At 70.7% G+C, this 18,069-nt stretch carries 12 protein-coding genes and 1 tRNA gene; 6 read left to right on the top strand and 7 right to left on the bottom strand.

The features are described 5' to 3' along the window. The first annotated feature begins 49 nt into the window (after positions 1–49). Positions 50–508 (top strand): hypothetical protein, encoded by a 459-nt coding sequence (locus tag ACZ5LB_RS19150; RefSeq protein ID WP_464603802.1) that lies wholly within the window; start codon positions 50–52, stop codon positions 506–508. Here ACZ5LB_RS19150 and ACZ5LB_RS19145 read toward each other — a convergent pair. Both ACZ5LB_RS19145 and ACZ5LB_RS19140 read right to left on the bottom strand, forming a co-directional pair. Beyond that, on the bottom strand, positions 391–1,710 hold the full coding sequence (locus ACZ5LB_RS19145) for a DmsC/YnfH family molybdoenzyme membrane anchor subunit (RefSeq protein WP_464603801.1): 1,320 nt from the start codon (positions 1,708–1,710) through the stop codon (positions 391–393). The two genes, ACZ5LB_RS19150 and ACZ5LB_RS19145, sit on opposite strands and share 118 nt — an antisense overlap. Beyond that, on the bottom strand, positions 1,707–3,719 hold the full coding sequence (locus ACZ5LB_RS19140; protein ID WP_464603800.1) for a molybdopterin-containing oxidoreductase family protein: 2,013 nt from the start codon (positions 3,717–3,719) through the stop codon (positions 1,707–1,709). Before ACZ5LB_RS19140 ends, ACZ5LB_RS19145 begins: the two co-directional genes overlap by 4 nt. 123 nt (positions 3,720–3,842) lie before the next feature. On the opposite strand from ACZ5LB_RS19140, the gene ACZ5LB_RS19135 reads away from it, so the two are divergent. From ACZ5LB_RS19135 to ACZ5LB_RS19125, 3 genes are all read left to right on the top strand, one after another. Continuing rightward, a complete protein-coding gene (locus ACZ5LB_RS19135) occupies positions 3,843–4,193 on the top strand; it encodes a hypothetical protein (protein WP_464603799.1) in 351 nt (116 codons plus the stop codon). A gap of 328 nt (positions 4,194–4,521) precedes the next feature. Next, positions 4,522–4,770 (top strand): BrnT family toxin, encoded by a 249-nt coding sequence (locus tag ACZ5LB_RS19130; protein ID WP_464603798.1) that lies wholly within the window; start codon positions 4,522–4,524, stop codon positions 4,768–4,770. Continuing rightward, positions 4,745–5,065 (top strand): BrnA antitoxin family protein, encoded by a 321-nt coding sequence (locus ACZ5LB_RS19125; protein ID WP_464603797.1) that lies wholly within the window; start codon positions 4,745–4,747, stop codon positions 5,063–5,065. Before ACZ5LB_RS19130 ends, ACZ5LB_RS19125 begins: the two co-directional genes overlap by 26 nt. Here the strand turns inward: ACZ5LB_RS19125 and ACZ5LB_RS19120 are convergent. From ACZ5LB_RS19120 to surE, 3 genes are read right to left on the bottom strand one after another with little or no spacing between them, the layout of a single operon-like run. Further along, positions 5,046–5,558 (bottom strand): adenine phosphoribosyltransferase, encoded by a 513-nt coding sequence (locus ACZ5LB_RS19120; protein WP_464603796.1) that lies wholly within the window; start codon positions 5,556–5,558, stop codon positions 5,046–5,048. The two genes, ACZ5LB_RS19125 and ACZ5LB_RS19120, sit on opposite strands and share 20 nt — an antisense overlap. Before the next feature lie 10 nt (positions 5,559–5,568). Continuing rightward, positions 5,569–5,841 (bottom strand): acylphosphatase, encoded by a 273-nt coding sequence (locus ACZ5LB_RS19115; RefSeq protein ID WP_464603794.1) that lies wholly within the window; start codon positions 5,839–5,841, stop codon positions 5,569–5,571. Continuing rightward, positions 5,838–6,596 carry a 5'/3'-nucleotidase SurE gene (surE, locus tag ACZ5LB_RS19110; protein ID WP_464603793.1) on the bottom strand — a complete coding sequence of 253 codons (759 nt, stop codon included), beginning with the start codon at positions 6,594–6,596 and terminating at the stop codon, positions 5,838–5,840. Before surE ends, ACZ5LB_RS19115 begins: the two co-directional genes overlap by 4 nt. A gap of 69 nt (positions 6,597–6,665) precedes the next feature. On the opposite strand from surE, the gene ACZ5LB_RS19105 reads away from it, so the two are divergent. Both ACZ5LB_RS19105 and ACZ5LB_RS19100 read left to right on the top strand, forming a co-directional pair. Next, positions 6,666–6,742 (top strand) — tRNA-Pro (locus ACZ5LB_RS19105). A gap of 249 nt (positions 6,743–6,991) precedes the next feature. Beyond that, positions 6,992–8,860: a methyl-accepting chemotaxis protein gene (locus ACZ5LB_RS19100; RefSeq protein ID WP_464603792.1), complete on the top strand. Its 1,869-nt coding sequence runs from the start codon at positions 6,992–6,994 to the stop codon at positions 8,858–8,860. Between the two features lie 48 nt (positions 8,861–8,908). On the opposite strand, the gene ACZ5LB_RS19095 is transcribed toward ACZ5LB_RS19100, so the two are convergent. Together ACZ5LB_RS19095 and ACZ5LB_RS19090 are read right to left on the bottom strand one after the other, a co-directional pair. After that, a complete protein-coding gene (locus ACZ5LB_RS19095; RefSeq protein ID WP_464603791.1) occupies positions 8,909–16,246 on the bottom strand; it encodes an InlB B-repeat-containing protein in 7,338 nt (2,445 codons plus the stop codon). Then, the gene (locus tag ACZ5LB_RS19090; RefSeq protein ID WP_464603790.1) at positions 16,243–18,069 is read right to left on the bottom strand and encodes an SUMF1/EgtB/PvdO family nonheme iron enzyme; all 1,827 of its coding nucleotides are present in this window, start codon (positions 18,067–18,069) and stop codon (positions 16,243–16,245) included. Before ACZ5LB_RS19090 ends, ACZ5LB_RS19095 begins: the two co-directional genes overlap by 4 nt.

Genomic DNA, 18,069 nt, shown 5'->3' with positions numbered 1-18,069 from the left:
GCGCGCCGGTGGGCAGATTTTCCTGGCCCGGAACGTGCAGGACCGGGGCATGTTTACCCAGCCCCTCCTCGCAACGGCCAACTCCGCCTTCCCCGCCGCCGCGGCAGCGCCCCAGGCCAGCCCCGGGTTCGCGCAGGTGCTGGCCGCGGCCACGTCCGCGCCCGACCCCGTGGACGAGGAGAAGGCCCTCCAGGAACTCTTCCACATCCTCGCCTGCCTTTCCTGCGGGGTCGTGGAATACCCCGCCGAAACCCCCGCCGGGACGAATGTGCCGGGTCCCAACCGCCGGGAGGTGGAGGCCCTCAAGGAGGTCCTGCGCCGGATCATGACCGGCAACGCGGGCCGCTCCGGCAAGCAGGGCTCCGGGGACGACCCGTCGGACCTGACCCTTCAGGAGCTCTTCGACTCGCTGCCGCCGGAGATCCGCAACCTGCTGATGCGGGCGTTCCCCAAGCTCCAGGACCTGCTGAGGGAGGCCGCGGGCGAGGGCAGCTCCAGCTCGTCGTAGTATTCGCAGCGGTCCAGCAGGTCGCCCAGGACCACGCCCAGGGCCGCCCAGGGCGCGGGCGCCAGCACGGGCAGCGCGAAGCCCGCCGCCACCCGGGCCAGGGACAGGAGGGGCCGCGCCCCGCGCCCCTTGCGGGCGAAATGGACCTTCCGCCAGGTGTAGAGCAGGAGCTTGAGGGCGCCCGCGGCCACGGCCAGGGGGGCGTTCCCCGCGAGCACCGCGGCCAGGTAGATGCCGTTGAACAGCGCGTGGGCGCTGTGGAAGTTCAGCGGCGGCACGTGCAGGGCCATCTGGTAGACCCGGTCCACGGCGTACAGGGCCGCGAAGCCCGCCGCGGCCGCGGCCCAGGCCGGGGCCAGGCCCAGGAAAGCGGCGGCGCAGAGCCCCAGGAAGAGCGAGGCCAGCGCGATCTCCCGGCTCAGCCAGGAGCCCCGCAGGTTCAGGACGGCGCGCCAGGCCCGCCCGGGCCGGCCCAGGTGGACGGCGCCCAGGGCCATGGCGGCGGCGCCGGCGGCCAGGAGGGGCCAGGGGTGGGTGAAGGGCCCACCCGCGGCCATGCGGGCCGTGAGCACCGCCAGGATCGTCGTGAAGGCCACGAGGGTCCATTCTCCGCGCAGGGTTATCTTCGGTTCCGGAACGCGCAGGAGGCCTTCCAGGATCCCGGTGGCGGGGGGCGGCGAGGCGAAACGCGGCGCGGCGGGTTCGCCCGTGATGCGGATCCCGGGCCCCAGTTCCCACCCCGGGAGGCCGAAGGGCGCGGGTCCGGCCGGCTCGCGGGGCTCCACCTCCAGGGCCCCCAGGGGGCACCGGGCCACGCAGGCGGGTTCCTCCCGATCGGGGCAGAAGGTGCATTTCTCCACGGTGCCGGTGGCCGCGCTGAATTTCGGGGCGTCGTGGGGGCAGGCCCAGGTGCAGTAGCGGCACCCCATGCAGGCCTCCTGGCGCAGGGTCACGGCGCCGGTGGCGGGGTCCTTGGTGTAGGCGTCCGCGGGGCAGTTCTCAAGGCAGGCGGGGTGGTCGCAGTGGTGGCAGGCCAGGGACAGGTGGAACACCGGCAGGTCCGGGGTCCGGTGGGGGTTGAAGGTGTGGACCTCCCGCCAGGGCCGGGTCTGGACGGCGCGGTTCTCCATCCAGCAGCCCAGGACGCAGGCCTCGCAGCCGGTGCAGAGGTCGGCGTGGAAGCGGAACCGGAGCGCGGTCACGGGGCCTTCTCCACGTCCACGAGGTTGTCGTGGAACGCCGCGCCGTGGGCCATGTCGGTCTCGCGGCCCTCGGACAGGAGGTTCACCGAGCCCCCGTGCTCGGCGCCGTAGCCGTTGAAGGCCACCACGCAGCCCGGCAGGAGGCTAAGGTCCAGGTTCGCGGGCAGGAACAGTTCCCCCCGGCCGTTGAAGACCCGCACCCGGTCCCCCTGGGCGATGCCCCGCGCCGCGGCGTCCCCGGGCGCCAGGTGGAGCCGGGGCCCCGGATCGCGCAGGCAGGAAAGGGTCACGAACTGGCTGTGGATGCTGTTCTTGTGGTTGGGGGTGAGGAGGGTGAGCGGGTAGGCGCCGGGGCTGGATTCCCGGGGAGGGGTGTAGCCCGGGAGGGGGTCCACGCCCCAGCGGCGCACGGCCTCCTCCGACAGCAGCTCGATGCGCCCGGAGGGGGTGGGGAAGGCCAGGTCCGCGAAGGCCACCTCCTCGCAGCCGGGGGCCAGGACGGGGCCCTCCCGCAGAGCCTCCAGGGTCAGGCCCGGGAACCGGGCCAGCTTCGCCTCGAGCCAGGCCTCCTCGCCCCCGGGGGCCACGAGGCCGTCCGTGGCCAGGCCCATGCGCTGCGCCAGGAGCCAAAGCACTTCGCTTTCGGGCTTCACGTCGCCGGGGGGCGCCAGGAGCCGGGGGCGGATCTGGAGGTAGGGGTGCCAGTAGGCGCCGATGACGTCGGTCTGTTCGAAGAGGCTCTTGGAGGGCAGCACCAGGTCCGCCTCCCGGGCGGTGTCGGTGAGGCGCTCGTCCACCACCACCCGGAACTCCAGGGCGCGGAAGGCCGCGCGCACCCGGGTGGTGTCGGGGTTCTGGCCCACGGGGTTGCCGCGCTCGACCCAGGCGGCCTTGAGGGGCGGGTCGCACTGGGCGGCCATGTCCAGCCCCAGGCGGGCCGTGGACAGCGACACCCGGGCCACGCCATCGGGCCTTTCGGGCGGGAAGAAGTCCAGGGGGTCCTTCACGGCGCTGAACACGTCGGACTGCAGGTTCGCGTAGACCCAGCCGGCGCCGGGCCTGCCCAGGTTCCCGGTGAGGGCCAGCAGGGCCAGGAGCGCCCGCATGGTCTGGCCCGAATTGGTGTAGCGCTGCATGCCGAAGCCCGCGCAGAGGGTCAGGGGCTTGACGGTGCCCAGCTCCCGGGCCAGGGCCTCCACCTCGCGGGCGGGGACGCCGGTGACGCCTTCGCAGCGCTGCGGGGTCCAGGCCTCCACGGCGCGGGCGTAGGCCTCGAAGCCCAGCACGTGGGCGTCGATGAAGGGGCGGTCCACCAGGCCGTCCCGGATGAGCACGTGGGCCAGGGCCAGGGCCAGGGCGGCGTCGGTGCCGGGGCGGGGCTGCACCAGCAGCGCGGCGCGTTCGGCGGTGGGGGTGCGCCGGGGGTCGATCACCACCAGCCGGCCCCCCGCGGCCAGGGCCTGGTCCACGAACCGCATCTGGTGGATGTTGGTCTCCGCCGCGTTCTTGCCCCACATGACGATGAGGGCCGCGTGGGCCAGGTCCCAGGGGGCGTTGTGACGGTTGTCCCCCAGGGTGAGGCGGGTGGCCTCCAGGCCCGCGGGCCAGCACAGGTCGCCGTAGGTGGTGGTGCACCCCCCGAAGCGCCGCCAGAAGGCCATGGAGTTGCCGTTGAGGAGGCCCTTGGTGCCGCTGCCGGCGTAGTACATCACCGCCTGGGGCCCGTAGCGCTCCCGGATGTCCAGGAACCGCCCGGCCATGAGGTCCAGGGCGTCGTCCCAGGACACGGCGGCGAACGCGCCGTCCCGGCCCCGGAGCATGGGCGTCAGGATCCGGGAGGACGGCGCCACCCGCTCCAGGTAGCTCAGGCCCTTGAGGCAGGGCCCCTCCGGGGTGGCCCGGTTCCCGGGGTGGGCGTCGATGGCCGTGATCGCCCCGTTTTCCACGGTGACCCTGAGGCTGCACGTGCTGTAGCAGTTTCGGGGGCAGGCTGACGTGTAAACGGGCATCCGGGCTCGCTTGAGGTTTCCCTGGCCGGGCAATTCCGGCAAACTAGGGGGATGACGAAATCGTACTACGCCGGCCAGGAAGTTGATGCCCCTTGTGGGAGATGCAAAGGGGAGACGCGGCACATGATCCTGTCCATCACCGATGGCGTGCCGGAAAAGCTCATCTGCTCCACCTGCAAATCCGTGCACAAGTTCCGCGCCGAACGCCCCGCTCCCGCCCCCCGCCCCGCCCGGGCCACCGTCGCCACCCGCGCCGCCGCCCCCCGGAGCACCACCTCCCCCTCCCGTTTCCACGAGCTGATGCTCGAGGAGCACGCGGGCACCACCTCCATCCCCTACGCCGTCTCCCAGAAATGGGAGGAGGGCATGTGGATGGACCACCCCAGCTTCGGCCTGGGCCGGGTGCAGAAGCGCACGGGACGCAAGGTGGACGTGCTGTTCAGGGACGGCCTGAAGACGCTGGTGAGTGCGTAGCGGGGGAAGGGAAAAGCGAGATTGGACTGTTGCCTTGGGTCTGGAAAACCGGGGGTTTTGTCCCGGGTTTTGAGGCCCTGAACGCATTGTCCGAAGCGGATCGGAAGGACCATCGAAAAGCGAAAACGCTGGGGCGCTGGGTGTTCAAACTCGCGTGTTGACGCCCCTGCAATGCACGACTTTTCTTTTCCCAGCGCCCCAGCGAGTACTCTGCGCCTCAGCGTTTGGTCCTTTTGCCTCGTTTTCGAGGCGCGTGAAAGGTGCCTTGACAGAGCTTATTTTGTAGCTACATTATGTTTTGTGGTACGAATGGGACGATGCCAAGAACGTGGCGAACCTTGAAAAGCACGGGGTGGAGTTCAGCGAGGCCTTCGGCTTCCAATGGGAAACGGCCCTGCAGGTCGAGGATCGACGGAAGAATTACGGTGAACCACGGTGGATCTCCGTCGGGTTCATCGGCAACCGGCTCCACACCCTTGTCTACACGCGAAGAGAGGAATCCTTCAGGATCATCAGCCTCCGCAAATCCAATTCCAGGGAAAGGAGGGCGCATGAAGAAATCCAAGGCAAGGCCTGATCACATCCCCCAGGAAGACTGGGATTCCGTGGACAGCCCACCCCTTTCCCAAGATCTCCTCGCGGGCTTGAGGCCCGTCTCCGAAACGCATCCGGAGATCCTCAATGCCTACCGGGAGGGCGGATTGAGAGGCAGGGGCCCCCAGAAAGCGCCCACGAAGACCCTTCTATCCATGCGCTACAGCACCGAGGTCCTGGCCTATTTCCGCGCCACCGGCCCCGGTTGGCAGACCCGCATGGACGAAGCCCTCAAGCAGTGGATCCAGGATCAGCCTCCTAGTACCTCAGCACGCTGAACACCGGCATCCCCGTGAGCTTTCCCCTGCCCGCCATCGCCACCATCTCGATGAAGACGGTGAGCGCCAGGGGGTGGGCCCCGGACCGCTCCACGATGTGCCGGGCCGCCAGGGCCGTGGCGCCCGTGGCCAGGACGTCGTCCACGATCAGCACGCGGTCGCCGGCATGGAAGGCGTCCTGGTGGATCTCCAGGCCGTCGTGGCCGTAGGAGGACGCGTAGGCTTCGGCATAGGTGGGCCGGGGCAATTTCCCGGGCCTCCGGGCGGGCACGAAGCCCAGGCCGAGCTTGTGGGCCAGGGCCGAGCCGAAGATGAATCCGCGGGATTCCAGGCCCAGCACGTGGGTGGGCTGCAGGGAAAGGACGGGTTCGGCCATGGCGTCGATGGCGCGGGCGAAGGCCTCGGCGTCATTGAAGAGGGGGGTGATGTCCTTGTACAGGACGCCGGCCCGCGGAAAATCCGGGACCTCCAGAACTGACGATTTGAAGTTCATGCTACCTCGCTTACCGCCGAACCTCGAAAGGGTGGGGAAGTGATTGTCCACCCTCCACCACCCACCAGTCCAGCCGGGAAACACGGGCCGAGGAAGGCCCGGCCTCCAGAAGGTCCTTCAGGGCCTCCAGGTGGGACAGATCCCCGCCCACTTCCCCGGAGACGGTGCCGTCGGGCTCGTTGCGAACCCAGCCGGCGAGGTCCAGGTCCCGGGCGGCCTGGATGACGAACCAACGGTAGCCCACCCCCTGGACGCGTCCATGGGCGTGGAAGCCGGCCTTCACGGGAGCCCGCCGTTGAAGGTGCGTTCGAAGTCGGCCCGCCGGCCCATGACCTCGGGGCAGGCCAGGTCCAGGCGCAGGGGGGTCACGCTGACGTAGCCCGCCAGGGCCGCCTCGGCGTCGCTGCCGGGACCCTGGGCGTAGGTGGGGCCCAGTTCCCCGCCGATCCAGAAGTAGGGGGTCCTGCGCGGGTCCACGCGCGTCTCCACCAGGTCGTGGTACTTGCGGGTGTCCTGGCCGCAGAGGCGGAAGCCCAGGGGCTCGCCCTTGGGCAGGTTCACGTTCCAGATGCGGTTGGCGGGGAGGTCCATGCCCTCCCAGCGCTCCAGGAAGTGCCCCGCCCAGGTTTCCGCCTGGGCCAGGTCCCCCTCGGGATCGATGGAGAAGGCCGCGGAGAGGGCCCCCTGCTGGCAACCCTCGAAGGCCGCGCCCACCGTGCCGGAGTAGAAGACGTCCTCGCCCAGGTTGAAGCCGTGGTTGACGCCCGAAAGCACCCAGTCCGGCTCGCGCTTGAGCACGGCGCGGATGCCCACCAGCACGCAATCCACCGGGGTGCCCGTGCAGGCGTAGCGGTCCCCGCCCAGGTCGTGGAGGCGCAGGATGTCGTTCAGGCTCATGGCGCTGGACACCGCCGAGCGGTTCCGGTCCGGGGCCACCACCACCACCCGCCCGAAGCGCGAGGCCACCCGCGCCAGGGATGCCAGGCCCGGCGCCCAGCAGCCGTCGTCGTTCGTTATGAGAATCAGGCGCTCTTTCATGGCTCCAGTGTAGCCGGGGAGAACCGGTGCTTGACCTCGGCCGACAAACGTACTAGACTCGTTAGTTCACGGCGCGTGGCGCAGCCTGGTAGCGCACTACCTTGGGGTGGTAGGGGTCGGAAGTTCGAATCTTCTCGCGCCGACCAAAAAAGCAGGAAAGAGGGCGGCTCCCCAAAGCCGCCCTCAAGCTTTGTCGGGGAAAAGAATCGGATTCCCGTGCGCAGCCAGCGCCGCGGGGCCTTGGCCGAAGTTCGAATCTTCTCGCGCCGACCTAAAAGCAGCAAAGAGGACGGCTCCCAAAAGCCGCCCTAAAGCTTTTTGCGTTCAGAGACCCTCGCCTTGACCGGAGGGGACTGAGGAATATGATGATCCCACCTCATCCAACCGGAGATCTCATGCTGCGCAACTTGGGTATCCTCCAGAAGATCATCCTTGCCTTCATGGTCATTTTCGCGGTCACGATCACCCTCCTGTCGACCTCGGCGGGGCTGGTGCTCAGGGCCAAGCTGGCCCAGCGCCAGGGGGAGATCGACATTCCCAAGGCGGCCAACGCCATCTACGCCGATATCGACCACAACCTGCTGCAGCCGGCCTCGGCGCTGGAACTGGTGGCCAAGGACGGCTTCATCAAGGACTGGATGCTCGCGGGGGAACCGGCCAAGGACCTTCCCAAGCTGCTGACCACGCTCAAGACCGTCGCGGAGAAATTCAAGGCCGAGGGCTGCAACCTGGTGTCGAAGCGGACGGGCAATTACTACGACCTGACCAACCCGCGCCGCCTGACGGCCGACGACGGCTGGTTCGCGGCTTTCGGCGACACCAAGAAAGAGGTGGAGATCAACGTCTACACCGACCATCCCGTCTTCAAGGAGGTCGCCTTCATCAACCGGCGCATCGACCATAACGGGGAATACCTGGGCGTGGCCTCCATGGCCATGAAACTCTCCGATCTGGTGCACCGCGTGGTGGACGCCAAGGTGGGCACCCGCGGATCGACCTACATGTGCGACGCCAACGGCCTGGTGACCATCCATTCGGACAAGTCCTTGATCCACAAGGAGAACGTAGCCTCCCTGCCCGGATTCCAGGAGGCCTGGGGCCAGGTGAAGGCCTCCAGCGGCCACCTGTTCGAGGCGGAGCGGAACGGCGACCGGCGCTTCGTGTACGTCAAGCCTGTGCCTGAACTGGGCTGGTTCCTGGTCATCGAGGCCAGCCAGAAGGAGCTGTTCGCGGAGACGGACCGGGCCATCCTGTTCGGGGCCCTGGGGACCGTGGTTCTCGGCTGCCTCCTGCTCTCCGCGACCCTCTACGTGCTCCTCAAGAAGATGCTGCTCGTGCCCCTGAACGGGGTGCTGGAAGGCATCCGCCGCAACGACCTGACCGTGGAGATCCAGAACCTGGTGCAGGACGAGGTGGGCGAGCTGGGCCGGGCCTTCAACGCCAGCTCGGCGCGCTTCCGGGAGATCTTCCGGGGCATGGCGACCGATTCGGAGCGCGTGGCCAGCGGATCCACCGAACTGAGCGCCACCGCAGAGGAGATGCGCAACACCAGCAACGAGATCGCCATGGTGTCGGAGCGCCAGCACAGCGGCATGGCGAGCATCTCCGGGGCCATGGACAAGCTCTCGGGGCTGATCGCACGGATCCAGGGCTTCATCGTGGAGTCCAAGGGCCGGGCGGAAAGGGCGGTGGGCGCCTCCACCACCGGCACCCAGTCAGGGGAAGCGACGGCGGAGGCCATGCGGGCCATCCGCGAATCCACCAAGCGCATGACCACGGCGGTGGCCGTGATCCAGGACATCGCGCGGCAGACCAACCTGCTGTCCCTCAACGCGGCCATCGAGGCGGCCAAGGCCGGGGCCATGGGCAAGGGATTCGCCGTGGTGGCCGAGGAGGTGCGGAAACTGGCCGAGCGCAGCGCCAGCGCCACCCGGGAGATCCGGGCGCTCATCGAGGAGGTGGACGTGGTCGTCCTCCAGGGCGAGGAGACCGTGACCGGCAGCGTGGGCGCCCTCCAGAACATCCGTGAACAGATCGACAGCCTGGCCGAGGAGGTGGACCGGATCCTGGAGGCGGTTTCCGAAGGCGCAGGCATGCGCGACGAAGTCCAGCGCCACGTCCACGCCACGAACCTGGATACGGAACGCAGCTCCGCCGCCAGCCACGAACTGGCCGCCACCGTGGGCGAGGTGGCCAAAACCGCCACGGAACTGGCGAAGGTCGCCGAGAATCTCTCCAGCGCAGTGGCGAAGTACAAGATCTGAAACAGCGCCGCCCCGGTTTTTGGTACCCGGACGGCGCCGGAGGCCTTATCAGGGGGTGTTGGAGAAGACCACCTGGAGACGGTGGCCCGCCTGGCAGGCTTTGAGGGTGTAGTCGGTGAGGGGTCCCAGGGATCTTCCGTCCAGTTGGACGTCCACCACGGTCTGGCCGGCCCCGGGCAGGAAATGGAAGGCCTGGTCCTGGCCGTACGCCACGGTCTGGGGGGTGGACGGGACCACCTGGCCGTTGCCGGCGGCCGTGGCCTCCACGGTGAAGGTCTCCGGCGAGAACTCGGCGGTGACCCGGTGGTCCCCGGCAAGGTTCGTGATCCGGTAGGCGTCCACGGGGCCGAGGGAGGTGCCGTCCAGCCGGACGTCGTCCACCTTGAAGCCGCGCCGGGGGGTCACGTGAACACTCACGCACTCGCTGGGGTTGGCGAAGGTCACGGCGGGTCCCACCGTGCCTCCGGGACTGGAGATGCCGAGGACCGTGAAACGGCCGGCGTCATCGAAGACCACGGAAATCACATGGTTCGCGGTCATCCCCCGGAAGGTGTAGGACCCGATGGGGCCAATGGACGCGCCGTCCACCCGGACGTTGCCCACGCGCCGGCCGGCCTCCGGTATGAAGGTGAACGTGGCGTCCACCCCGTAGGCGAATGTCTGGAGCCCCGCCGGCGAGACGGTTCCGGATCCGGTGGCGCTCGCGTGGACCGACACCAGGTCGGTGTCGAACTGGGCGGTGACCGAAACGACGGCGTCGACCGGCCCGTCCGTCCTGGGGTTGTCGGTGCTGCCGTCGCTCCACCGGGTGAAGTGGAAGCCGATGTCGGGCACGGCGGTCACGGCGGCGCCGCTGCCGCCCAGGGTCACGGTCTGCGTCGAGGGCCCGGTGATGGAACCGTGGGCGCCGGCGGTGTAGGTGAGGGTGTAGACGTTGGCGGCGAAGCTGGCGGTGATCGACAGGTTCCCGGCAACGGAGGCGTCGGTGCGCGTGGCGGTGAGGAGCCCGTCGCTCCACTGGGTGAAGTGGTAGCCGGGATCGGCCACGGCGGTCACGGCGGTGCCGCTTCCGCCCAGGGACACGGTCTGCGTGGAAAGCCCGGTGAGGGACCCGTGGGCGCCGGCGGCGTAGGTGAGGGTGAAGGTGTTGGCGGCGAAGCTGGCGGTGACCGACAGGTTCGCGGCCACGGAGGCGTCGGTGCGCGTGGCGGTGAGGACTCCGTCGCTCCACTGGGTGAAGTGGTAGCCCGGGTCGGGCACGGCGGTCACGGCGGTGCCACTGCCGCCCACGGACACGGTCTGCGTCGAAAGCCCGGTGAGGGACCCGTGGGCGCCGGCGGCGTAGGAGAGGGTGTAGGTGTTGGCGGCGAAGGTGGCCGTGACCGACAGGTTCCCGGCCACGGAGGCGTCGATGCGCGTGGCCGTCAGGAGGCCGTCGCTCCACTGGGTGAAGTGGTAGCCGGCGTCGGGCACGGCGGTCACGGCGGTGCCGCTGCCCCCCAGGGACACGGTCTGCGTCGAGAGCCCGGTGAGGGTCCCGTGGGCGCCGGCGGCGTAGGTGAGGGTGTAGGTGTCGGCGGCGAAGGCGGCGGTGACGGACACATCCACGGCCACGGAGCCGTCGGTGCGCGTGGCGGTGAGGAGGCCGTCGCTCCACTGGGTGAAGTGGTAGCCGGGATCGGCCACGGCCGTCACGGCGCTGCCGCTGCCGCCCAGGGTCACGGACTGCGGGGAGAGACCGGTTATGGAACCGTGGGCGCCGGCGGTGTAGGTGAGGGTGTAGACGTTGGCGGCGAAGCTTGCGGTGACGGACACGTTCCCGGCCACGGAAGCGTCGGTGCGCGTCGCGGTTAGGAGGCCGTCACTCCACTGGGTGAAGTGGTAGCCGGGATCGGCCACGGCGGTCACGGCGCTGCCGCTGCCCCCCAGGGACACGGTCTGGGGCGAGGTTCCGGTGATGGAACCGTGGGCGCCGGCGGCGTAAGTGAGGGTGAAGGCGTCCGCGGCGAAGGTCGCCACGAGGGTGTGGCCGGCGGCCACGGAATGGAAGGTGTAGGAGGAAGGGGTTCCCACGGAGGAACCGTCCACGGTGACGTCGACCAGGTGGTAGCCGGCGTCGGGCGTGAAGGCGAAGACGGCGTCGGCGCCCTGGGCCACCGGCTGGGCGCCGCCCGGCGAGACGGTCCCGCCGGCGGAGGCGCTGGCGTCGATGGTGAAGTAGGTGCCCGCGGCCAGGAGGGTCACGTCCTCTGCGGTGGTGAGGAGGGGATCGAACACGCTCACGGGGGTGCCGCTGGTGGTGGTGGCGGAGACCTCGTCCTGGTAGGTCTGGGCGCCCAGGCCCGGGGCGATGGAGGCCCGGAACGTGATCGTCGCGGTGGCGCCGGAGGCGACGGAGAAGCCGTCCCACACGGGCGCCTGGTCCCCGGGGGCCGGGAAGGTGGCGGGCACGGCCCCCACGACGCTGGTGGTGGAAAGGTAGGTGAACCCCGACGGCAGGGTGTCGACCACCTGGACGCCGGTGGCGGTGGCGGCCCCGGTGTTCTCCACCGTGATGACGTAGGTGGCGGTGTCGGCGCCGGACTGCACGATGGTGGGCGTGGTCGTCCTCAGGCCGAGGCGGAGCCCGCCCACCCCGGTGGTGAAGGAGGCGCTGGCGGGGGCGGCGGAAGGCGCCGTCAATGCGGCGGTGTCGGTGGCGTCGCCCACGGCGCCGGGGAAGAGGGTCACCTGGGCCGCACTGGCGGATCCGGCGGACAGGGTGCCGAGGTTCCAGGTCACGGTGCCGGGCACGGAACTGTAGGTGCCGCCGGTGGAGGCCACGTAGACCGCGCCCGCGGGCAGCGTGTCCACCAGGGTGGCCGGGGCGGCGTCCGCGGTGCCGGCGTTGGCGTAGCGCAGGGTGTAGGTGAGGCTCCCGATCACGGGGGCGCCCGCGGTCACGTCGACGGAAGGGCTCACGGTCAGGGTGGCACCGCTGATGGCGGTGATGCGCGTGGTCTGGCTCCCGATCCGCACGTACTGGTTGACGAGGAAGGGCGAGGCGTCGTCCACCTGCACGGTGGCGGTGCCCGTGGCGCTGGCGGCGGCCACGGCGCCCGGGTAGGCGGAGGTGGAGGGCCCGTCCTTCACCACGCCCAGGGTGGCCTGGGCGTCCACGGTCCCCGCGGCCGCGGCGGTCTTGGAGGCGGTGTTGGAGGCGGTGGCGGTGGCGCTGGAGGACAGGGCCGTGCTGCCCGTGGGCATGGGCTTCCGGATGCGGAAGGCGAAGGTGAGGGTACGGCTGGTGCCGGGGGCGAGGGTGCCCACGGTGAAGACCGCGCGGTTGCCGGGGGAATCGAACCCGGCGCCGTCGTCGCCGGACGCGTCGGTCAGGGGGGTGCCCCCGGAGGCCAGGGTGCCGGAAACGAAGTCCGCGTAAGCCGGGACGGCGTCGGCCACCTGCACGCCTTCGGCGTCGGCCCCGCCGTCGTTGGCGAGGGTGAGGGTGGACGTGACGGTGTCCCCGGGCGCGAAGGGGCCGGCGGGAACGAAGGACTTGGAGAGCCGCAGGTTGGGCAGGGGGTTGATCGTGACGTTCACCGTGTTGCCGGTCCGGGAACCGGAGGTCTGGGCATCGGAAACCGCGGGGGTGTTCGCCAGGACGGTCTGGGTTCCGGGGAAGGTCCCGGACGCCCCGGCCTTCATCTGGAAGGAGAGCTGCGCGGAGGCGCCCGCGGAAAGGGCACCCAGGACGTACGACAGGGTCCCTCCGGAAACCGGATCCGCGACCGTCGAGCCGTTGACGCGGGTGCTCCCGGGCACATAGGCGAAGTAGGCCCGCACGGGGAGCACGTCGGACAGGGTCACGGACGTGGCGGTCCCGGTGCCGCCGTTGAGGGCGGTGAGGGTGTAGGTGACGACGTCGTTGGGGCCCGCCAGGGCCTTGTCGGCCGAGGCCGAGACGGTGACGGCGGGGCGCAGGACCGTGGTGACGGCGGAGTCGGACGTGGCCAGGGTCTGGGTGCTGGAAAGGCTGGCCCCGTTCGTCAGGGAGGTGATGCCCGAAGCCAGGGGGCTGTTGACGGTGGCGTTGACGAGGAGGGAACCGGTTCCGCTTCCGGCCACGGTGCCCGAAGCCTGGCCCGCGGAATTGACGTTGAAGGTGTACACCTGCCCGGCGACGGAGGCCGGGGTGGCCGCCGATCCGTTCAGGGTGGCGCTGGCGAAGGTGACGCCGGCCGGCAGCGTCTCCACCACCTGGGCGCCCGTGGCCGCGGTCTGGCCCGTGTTCGAGAAGAGGATCGTGTACTGGAGGGCGTCCCCGGGGTTCGCGGTGAGGAGGCTCACCTGCTTGTCGATGACCAGGTTGGCGGGCGCCGTGTAGCAGAAGTAGCCGTTGGACACCGCCAGCGCGGTGCCGCCGCTGATGGGGTTGGCAACGGTGCCGCCGAACTGGAGGTAGATGTCGTCGGTCTTGCCCGTGGTCTTCTCCGCGAACTCGAAGAGCCAGAGGAAGCGGTGGCCCTTCTGGAGGGTGCCCGACAGCGTGACGTCGAAGCTCAGCTGGCCCTTGCTGGAGCCGGTGAGGGAGAAGACCGTGGGGGTGGACAGGGACGTGCGGGCCCCGGTGGCCTCGTTGTAGTCCAGGACGCTGGCGCGGACGTACACCGTGTTCCCGTTGGCGCGGTCCACCCAGAAGTTGGTGGTCAGCGTCCCCGTGAGGGCGATGTCGCTGGTGGTGGCCGGGGCGTAGAAGGCCAGGTTGAGGGCCGGGTCGTAGGCGGTGGTGGAGACGGTGCGCTTCACGGCGAGGCCGGTGTCGGACGCCACGGGGGAGACGGTGGTGGTGAGGAACTGGGCGCCGTCGAAGCCCACGTTCCCCTGGGTCGCCTGGAAGTAGTAGTTGTTGCAGATGCTCCCGGTCTGGTTCACGCCCAGGAGGAACCCATTGGACACGGCGCCCACGCCGGTGGCCGTGAGGGTGGCGGTGTCGGTGAGGGGGTTGGCCCCCGCGTAGCCCGAGGGCACGGCCAGGGTCACCGTCACGGACCCGGTGGCGTTGGCGGCCAGGTCGGGCAGGCTCCAGGTGACCGTCCCGCCGGCGTTGGACCCGCCGTTGCTGGCCGACACGAAGGCCAGGCCCGCGGGAACGGGATTCGTGAGGACGAGGCCCGTGGCCGTGGCGTTGCCGGTGTTGGCGTAGGACAGCGTGAAGGTGACGCTGCTGTTGGCGGGGACCGTCGCGGGCGAGGTGGCCACCTGGACGGACAGGACCGGCCGGGAGGCGGTCACGAAGATGCTGGCGCCCGCGGTGGCGGTGGAGGCCTCCGTGGAGGTGAGCGTGGCGGTGTTGGCCAGGGGGATCGTGGCGCCGGCGGGAAAGGGCGAATCCACGGTGGCGGCCACGGTGAGGACGTCCGGCCCTTCCCCGGCGGGGATGGCGCCCAGGTTCCAGGTGACGGTCCGGGTTCCCGCGGCGTAGACGCCGCCGCCCGAGGCCGACACGAAGGTCAGGCCCGTGGGCAGCACGTCGGCGAGGACGGCTCCGGTCACGTTCACGGGGGAGGGGTTGGCGTAGGCCAGGGTGTAGGTCACGGTGTCCCCGGGCGCCGCCGAGGCCACCGAGGCGGTCTTCTGCAGGGTCAGGGCGGGCGCGCCCACGGACACCTGCGCCACGCCCGTCACCAGGCTTCCCGCGGAGGACACGACGGTGGCGGCGTTGGACCAGGTGCCCGACGTCGCGGGGGCGGTGGCGGTGAAGCTGAAGGTCCGCGTGCCGCCGGCGGGAACCGAGGCGGAGGCGAAGGTCCAGGAGAGGAGCCCGGTGGCCCCCCCCGCGGGGGAGGCGGACGGCGCGCCCAGGCTGCCGCCGCCGGTGGAGACGTAGGCGAAGCCCGTGGGCAGCGCGTCCGTGATGCCGGTGACGGTGACGGGGGCCGCGGAGGTGTTGGTGACGGTCACCGTGAAGGTCACCGAGGCGCCCGCGGTGACCGGGCCCGTCGCGGAGGAGGCGATGGAGGCGAAGGGGGGTGGCGCGCCGCAGGTGTTGGTGAAGAGGGCGGTGACGGGCCCCGGTGTGGAGGGGTTCGCGTAGTCCTTGCCCGAGGCGTCCCCGGGGGCGTACCAGCTGAAAGTGCTGTTGCCGGAGGCGTCGGTGGCCTTGACGCCCACCAGGTAGCGCCCCTGGGTCAGGGCCGAGGTGTCCCAGGAGGCGGTCCAGGCGCCGATGGGGTTGTTGGAGGTGGTGGCCGTGCCCACGGGGAACCAGGGGTTGCCGTCGTTGGCCAGGCCGTCGCCGTTGGCGTCGGCGTAGGCGTAGAACTGCACGGCGGCGATGCTGGTGGCGCAGGCGCCGCCGGAGCAGGTGATGGCGCCGGACACGGTGGCGGTGAGGGTGGCGGGGCCGCATCCGGCCACGCCCACGGACTGCACCACCGGCTGGGGCGCCCCGGCGCCGCCGGCCAGGAACACGGAGTCGCCGAAGGGCGCGGGCAGGGCGGGGTCGGCCACGTAGAGGTAGTCCCCGGCGGTGACCACGTCCTTCTGGAACGGGTTGTTGAGGCTGTTGGAGGACGCGAACACGAAGGCCATGGGCGTGGCCGGCGTGACCTTGGGGCCGCCCACGGCGGTGGCGTCCAGCAGGGCCAGGGGCACCTGGAAGTCGAGGTAGTATTCCGCCGTGGAACCCGGCACCAGGGAGCTGCGGGTCATGCCGTAGTCCCATACCGTCTCGGCGCTGCCGTTGGGCCAGGTGGCATCGGCGCTGTTGGTGCCGTGGAAGTTCAGGATGGGGCCGCCGTCGGTGGCCACGAAGGCGGCGGCGAACTGGTTCACCAGCTGGATGCCGGTGCCGGCGGTGGCGTAGTCCAGGGACTGGCTGAGGGTGCGGCTGTAGATCACCGACACGCGGTCCACGGGGGTTCCGGGGCCGCCGGAGCTGCCGTTGAGCTGCACGGCGAAATCGCGGTAGCCGTCGCCGTTGATGTCGATGAGGACCGACCAAAGGGCCGATTTCCAGGGATCGGTGGTGCTGGCGGAGCCGGCGCTGGGGCCGGTGGCGTATGTGTTGGGCTGCGCGGCCAGGCGGAACCGGTAGAAGACCACCTGGTTGACCGCGTCGTAGGACCAGAAGACGCTGGGCTGCGACTTGTCCGGGGAGCCGGAGCTCACGTTCACGTAGCTCTGGGGCGAGGTGCCGCCGTTGCTGGGGTCGGAGACGGCGGGGTCGGTGAGGGACGCGCCGCGGCTGGTGTAGGTGATCCAGGACCCGGACGCGGGCCAGGCCACGGGCCTGGCGGTGGCCGGGGCGGCGGCGAGGTTGGGCCAGGCGCCGGCCGCGGGCCAGGTGGCCGCGGCGGCGGGGAGGGCCAGCAGGGTGCCCAGGAGGAAGGTGCGCAGGCTCATCGGGCCACCTCAACGTTCACGGTCGCCATGGCCCAGCCGAGGGCGTTCTCGGCGGCCAGGGCGAACCCGGTGGAACGGGTCACGGTCAGGGTGAGGGTCTTCAGGGGAGTCACGTCGCCGATGCCCTGGTCCATCCAGGCCCGGGTCGCCCCGTCCACGCGCCAGGCCAGGGTCACCGTGCCGCCGCCCGCGGGCAGGGTGGCCGGCGTGGCCTGCAGGTCCCAGATCACCGGGGCGGCGCACAGGGGCCGGACCACCCGGAACCCGATGGTGCGCTGGCGCTCCGTCTCGATCCGGGTGTAGCGCGCCGAGGACCGCAGGTCGGCGATGCCGTCGTTCCAGGACGCGCCGCGCAGGGTCCGGTTGGCGGTGGCCAGGCCCAGGACCGCCTGGCCCCCGGCGGGGGCTCCCAGGTATTCGGGCTGGTAGCAGTCCGCCACCCATTCCAGGGCGTCCCCGGTCATGTCCGCGAGGTTCCAGGGGTTCGGCGCGAGCTGGGCGACGGGCCACGCCACCAGGTCGGCATTGGCGTCGAACCAGGCCAGGGGCTGGGCCTGGGCGCCGGAGGCGTCGTCGCCCCAGACGTAGCGGGTGGAGGTGCCGGCGCGGCAGGCGTATTCCCATTCCGCCTCGGAGGGAAGCCGGTAGAGGCTCCACCCCAGGCGGTCGTTGAGGTGCCCCAGGTAGTCCTGGGCGTCCTGCCAGGAGACCTGTTCCACGGGGCGCAGGGGGAAGGCCCCGAAGCGCGTGCAGGGACCGACGTCCTGGAAGAAGGAGGGGTTGGACCCCATGAGGGCCTGCCACTGGGCCTGGGTGATCTTGGTGCGGGACATCCAGAAGCCCTGCGCGAAGGTGACCGCATGGGCGGGGCGCTCGTTGTCCAGGGCGTCGGCGTCCCCGGACGGGGCGCCCATGGAGAAGGATCCCGGAGGGCAGTAGACCATCTGGAGGCCCGTGGCGGGATCGGTCCAGACGGCGCCGGGGGCGGGATCCGCCGGCGGGCAGGGATCGCCCACGAGCACCGTGGTGCGGGCCGTGACGCTGGCGCCGGCCTCGTTGTAGACGGTCAGGGTGTAGTCGGTGGTCTGGAGGGGGCTCACGGGGATGCTGGCCCCGTCGGCGATGGGCACCTGGCCCGGGTCCACCACGCCCCGGGAACCGCGGAAGCTCGCGTAGAGCGCCGTGGCCCCTCCCGTCCGCACCAGCACGGGGAGGCCCTGGAACCGGGTGATGGCCGGGGCGGCGACCACCTGGATGGGCCAGGAGGTTTCCGTGGAGACGTTGAGCGGGTTGGTGACGAGGCAGGCCACGAGGATCTGGCCCGGGGAAAGGGGCTTGAGGGTGATCTGCCGGGTGCCTTCGCCCGCGGTGATGGTCGCGCCCGTGACGGTCCAGGCGTAGGTGCTGCCGGGCTGGTCCGGCACCGAGGCCTTCAGGTCGTCGGCGGTCACGTCGGCCACGGCCGGGGAGGTGATGGTGGCGTCGGGGGCGGGCAGGGTCTGGATGGACGCGGTGCCCACGTACCGGGTGTCGTCCTTCCAGGTGGCCACCACGACGCCCTGCCCCGCGGCCTTGGCGGTGAACACGCCGTCGGCGGAGAAGGTGCCCAGCTCCTGGGGCCGCACGGCCCAGGAGAACCCGGAGCCCAGGCGCAACTGGGCGCTGAAGGCGAGGGTTCCGCCCACCGTGACCCGGGCCGGGCCGGGGGTGATGGAAACGATGGCGTTGACGCCCGGGGCGTCGGCGCCGTTCGTCTTCTGCCCGCCGCAGCCGGCCAAGGCCGCCAGGACGAGGACGCACAGGGATATCCGGAAGGGATTCAC

The sequence above is a fragment of the Mesoterricola sp. MK458 genome, assembly GCF_055384935.1.
Note: the sequence above shows the minus strand (reverse complement) of the source record. Positions and strands in the feature narration are given on the sequence as shown.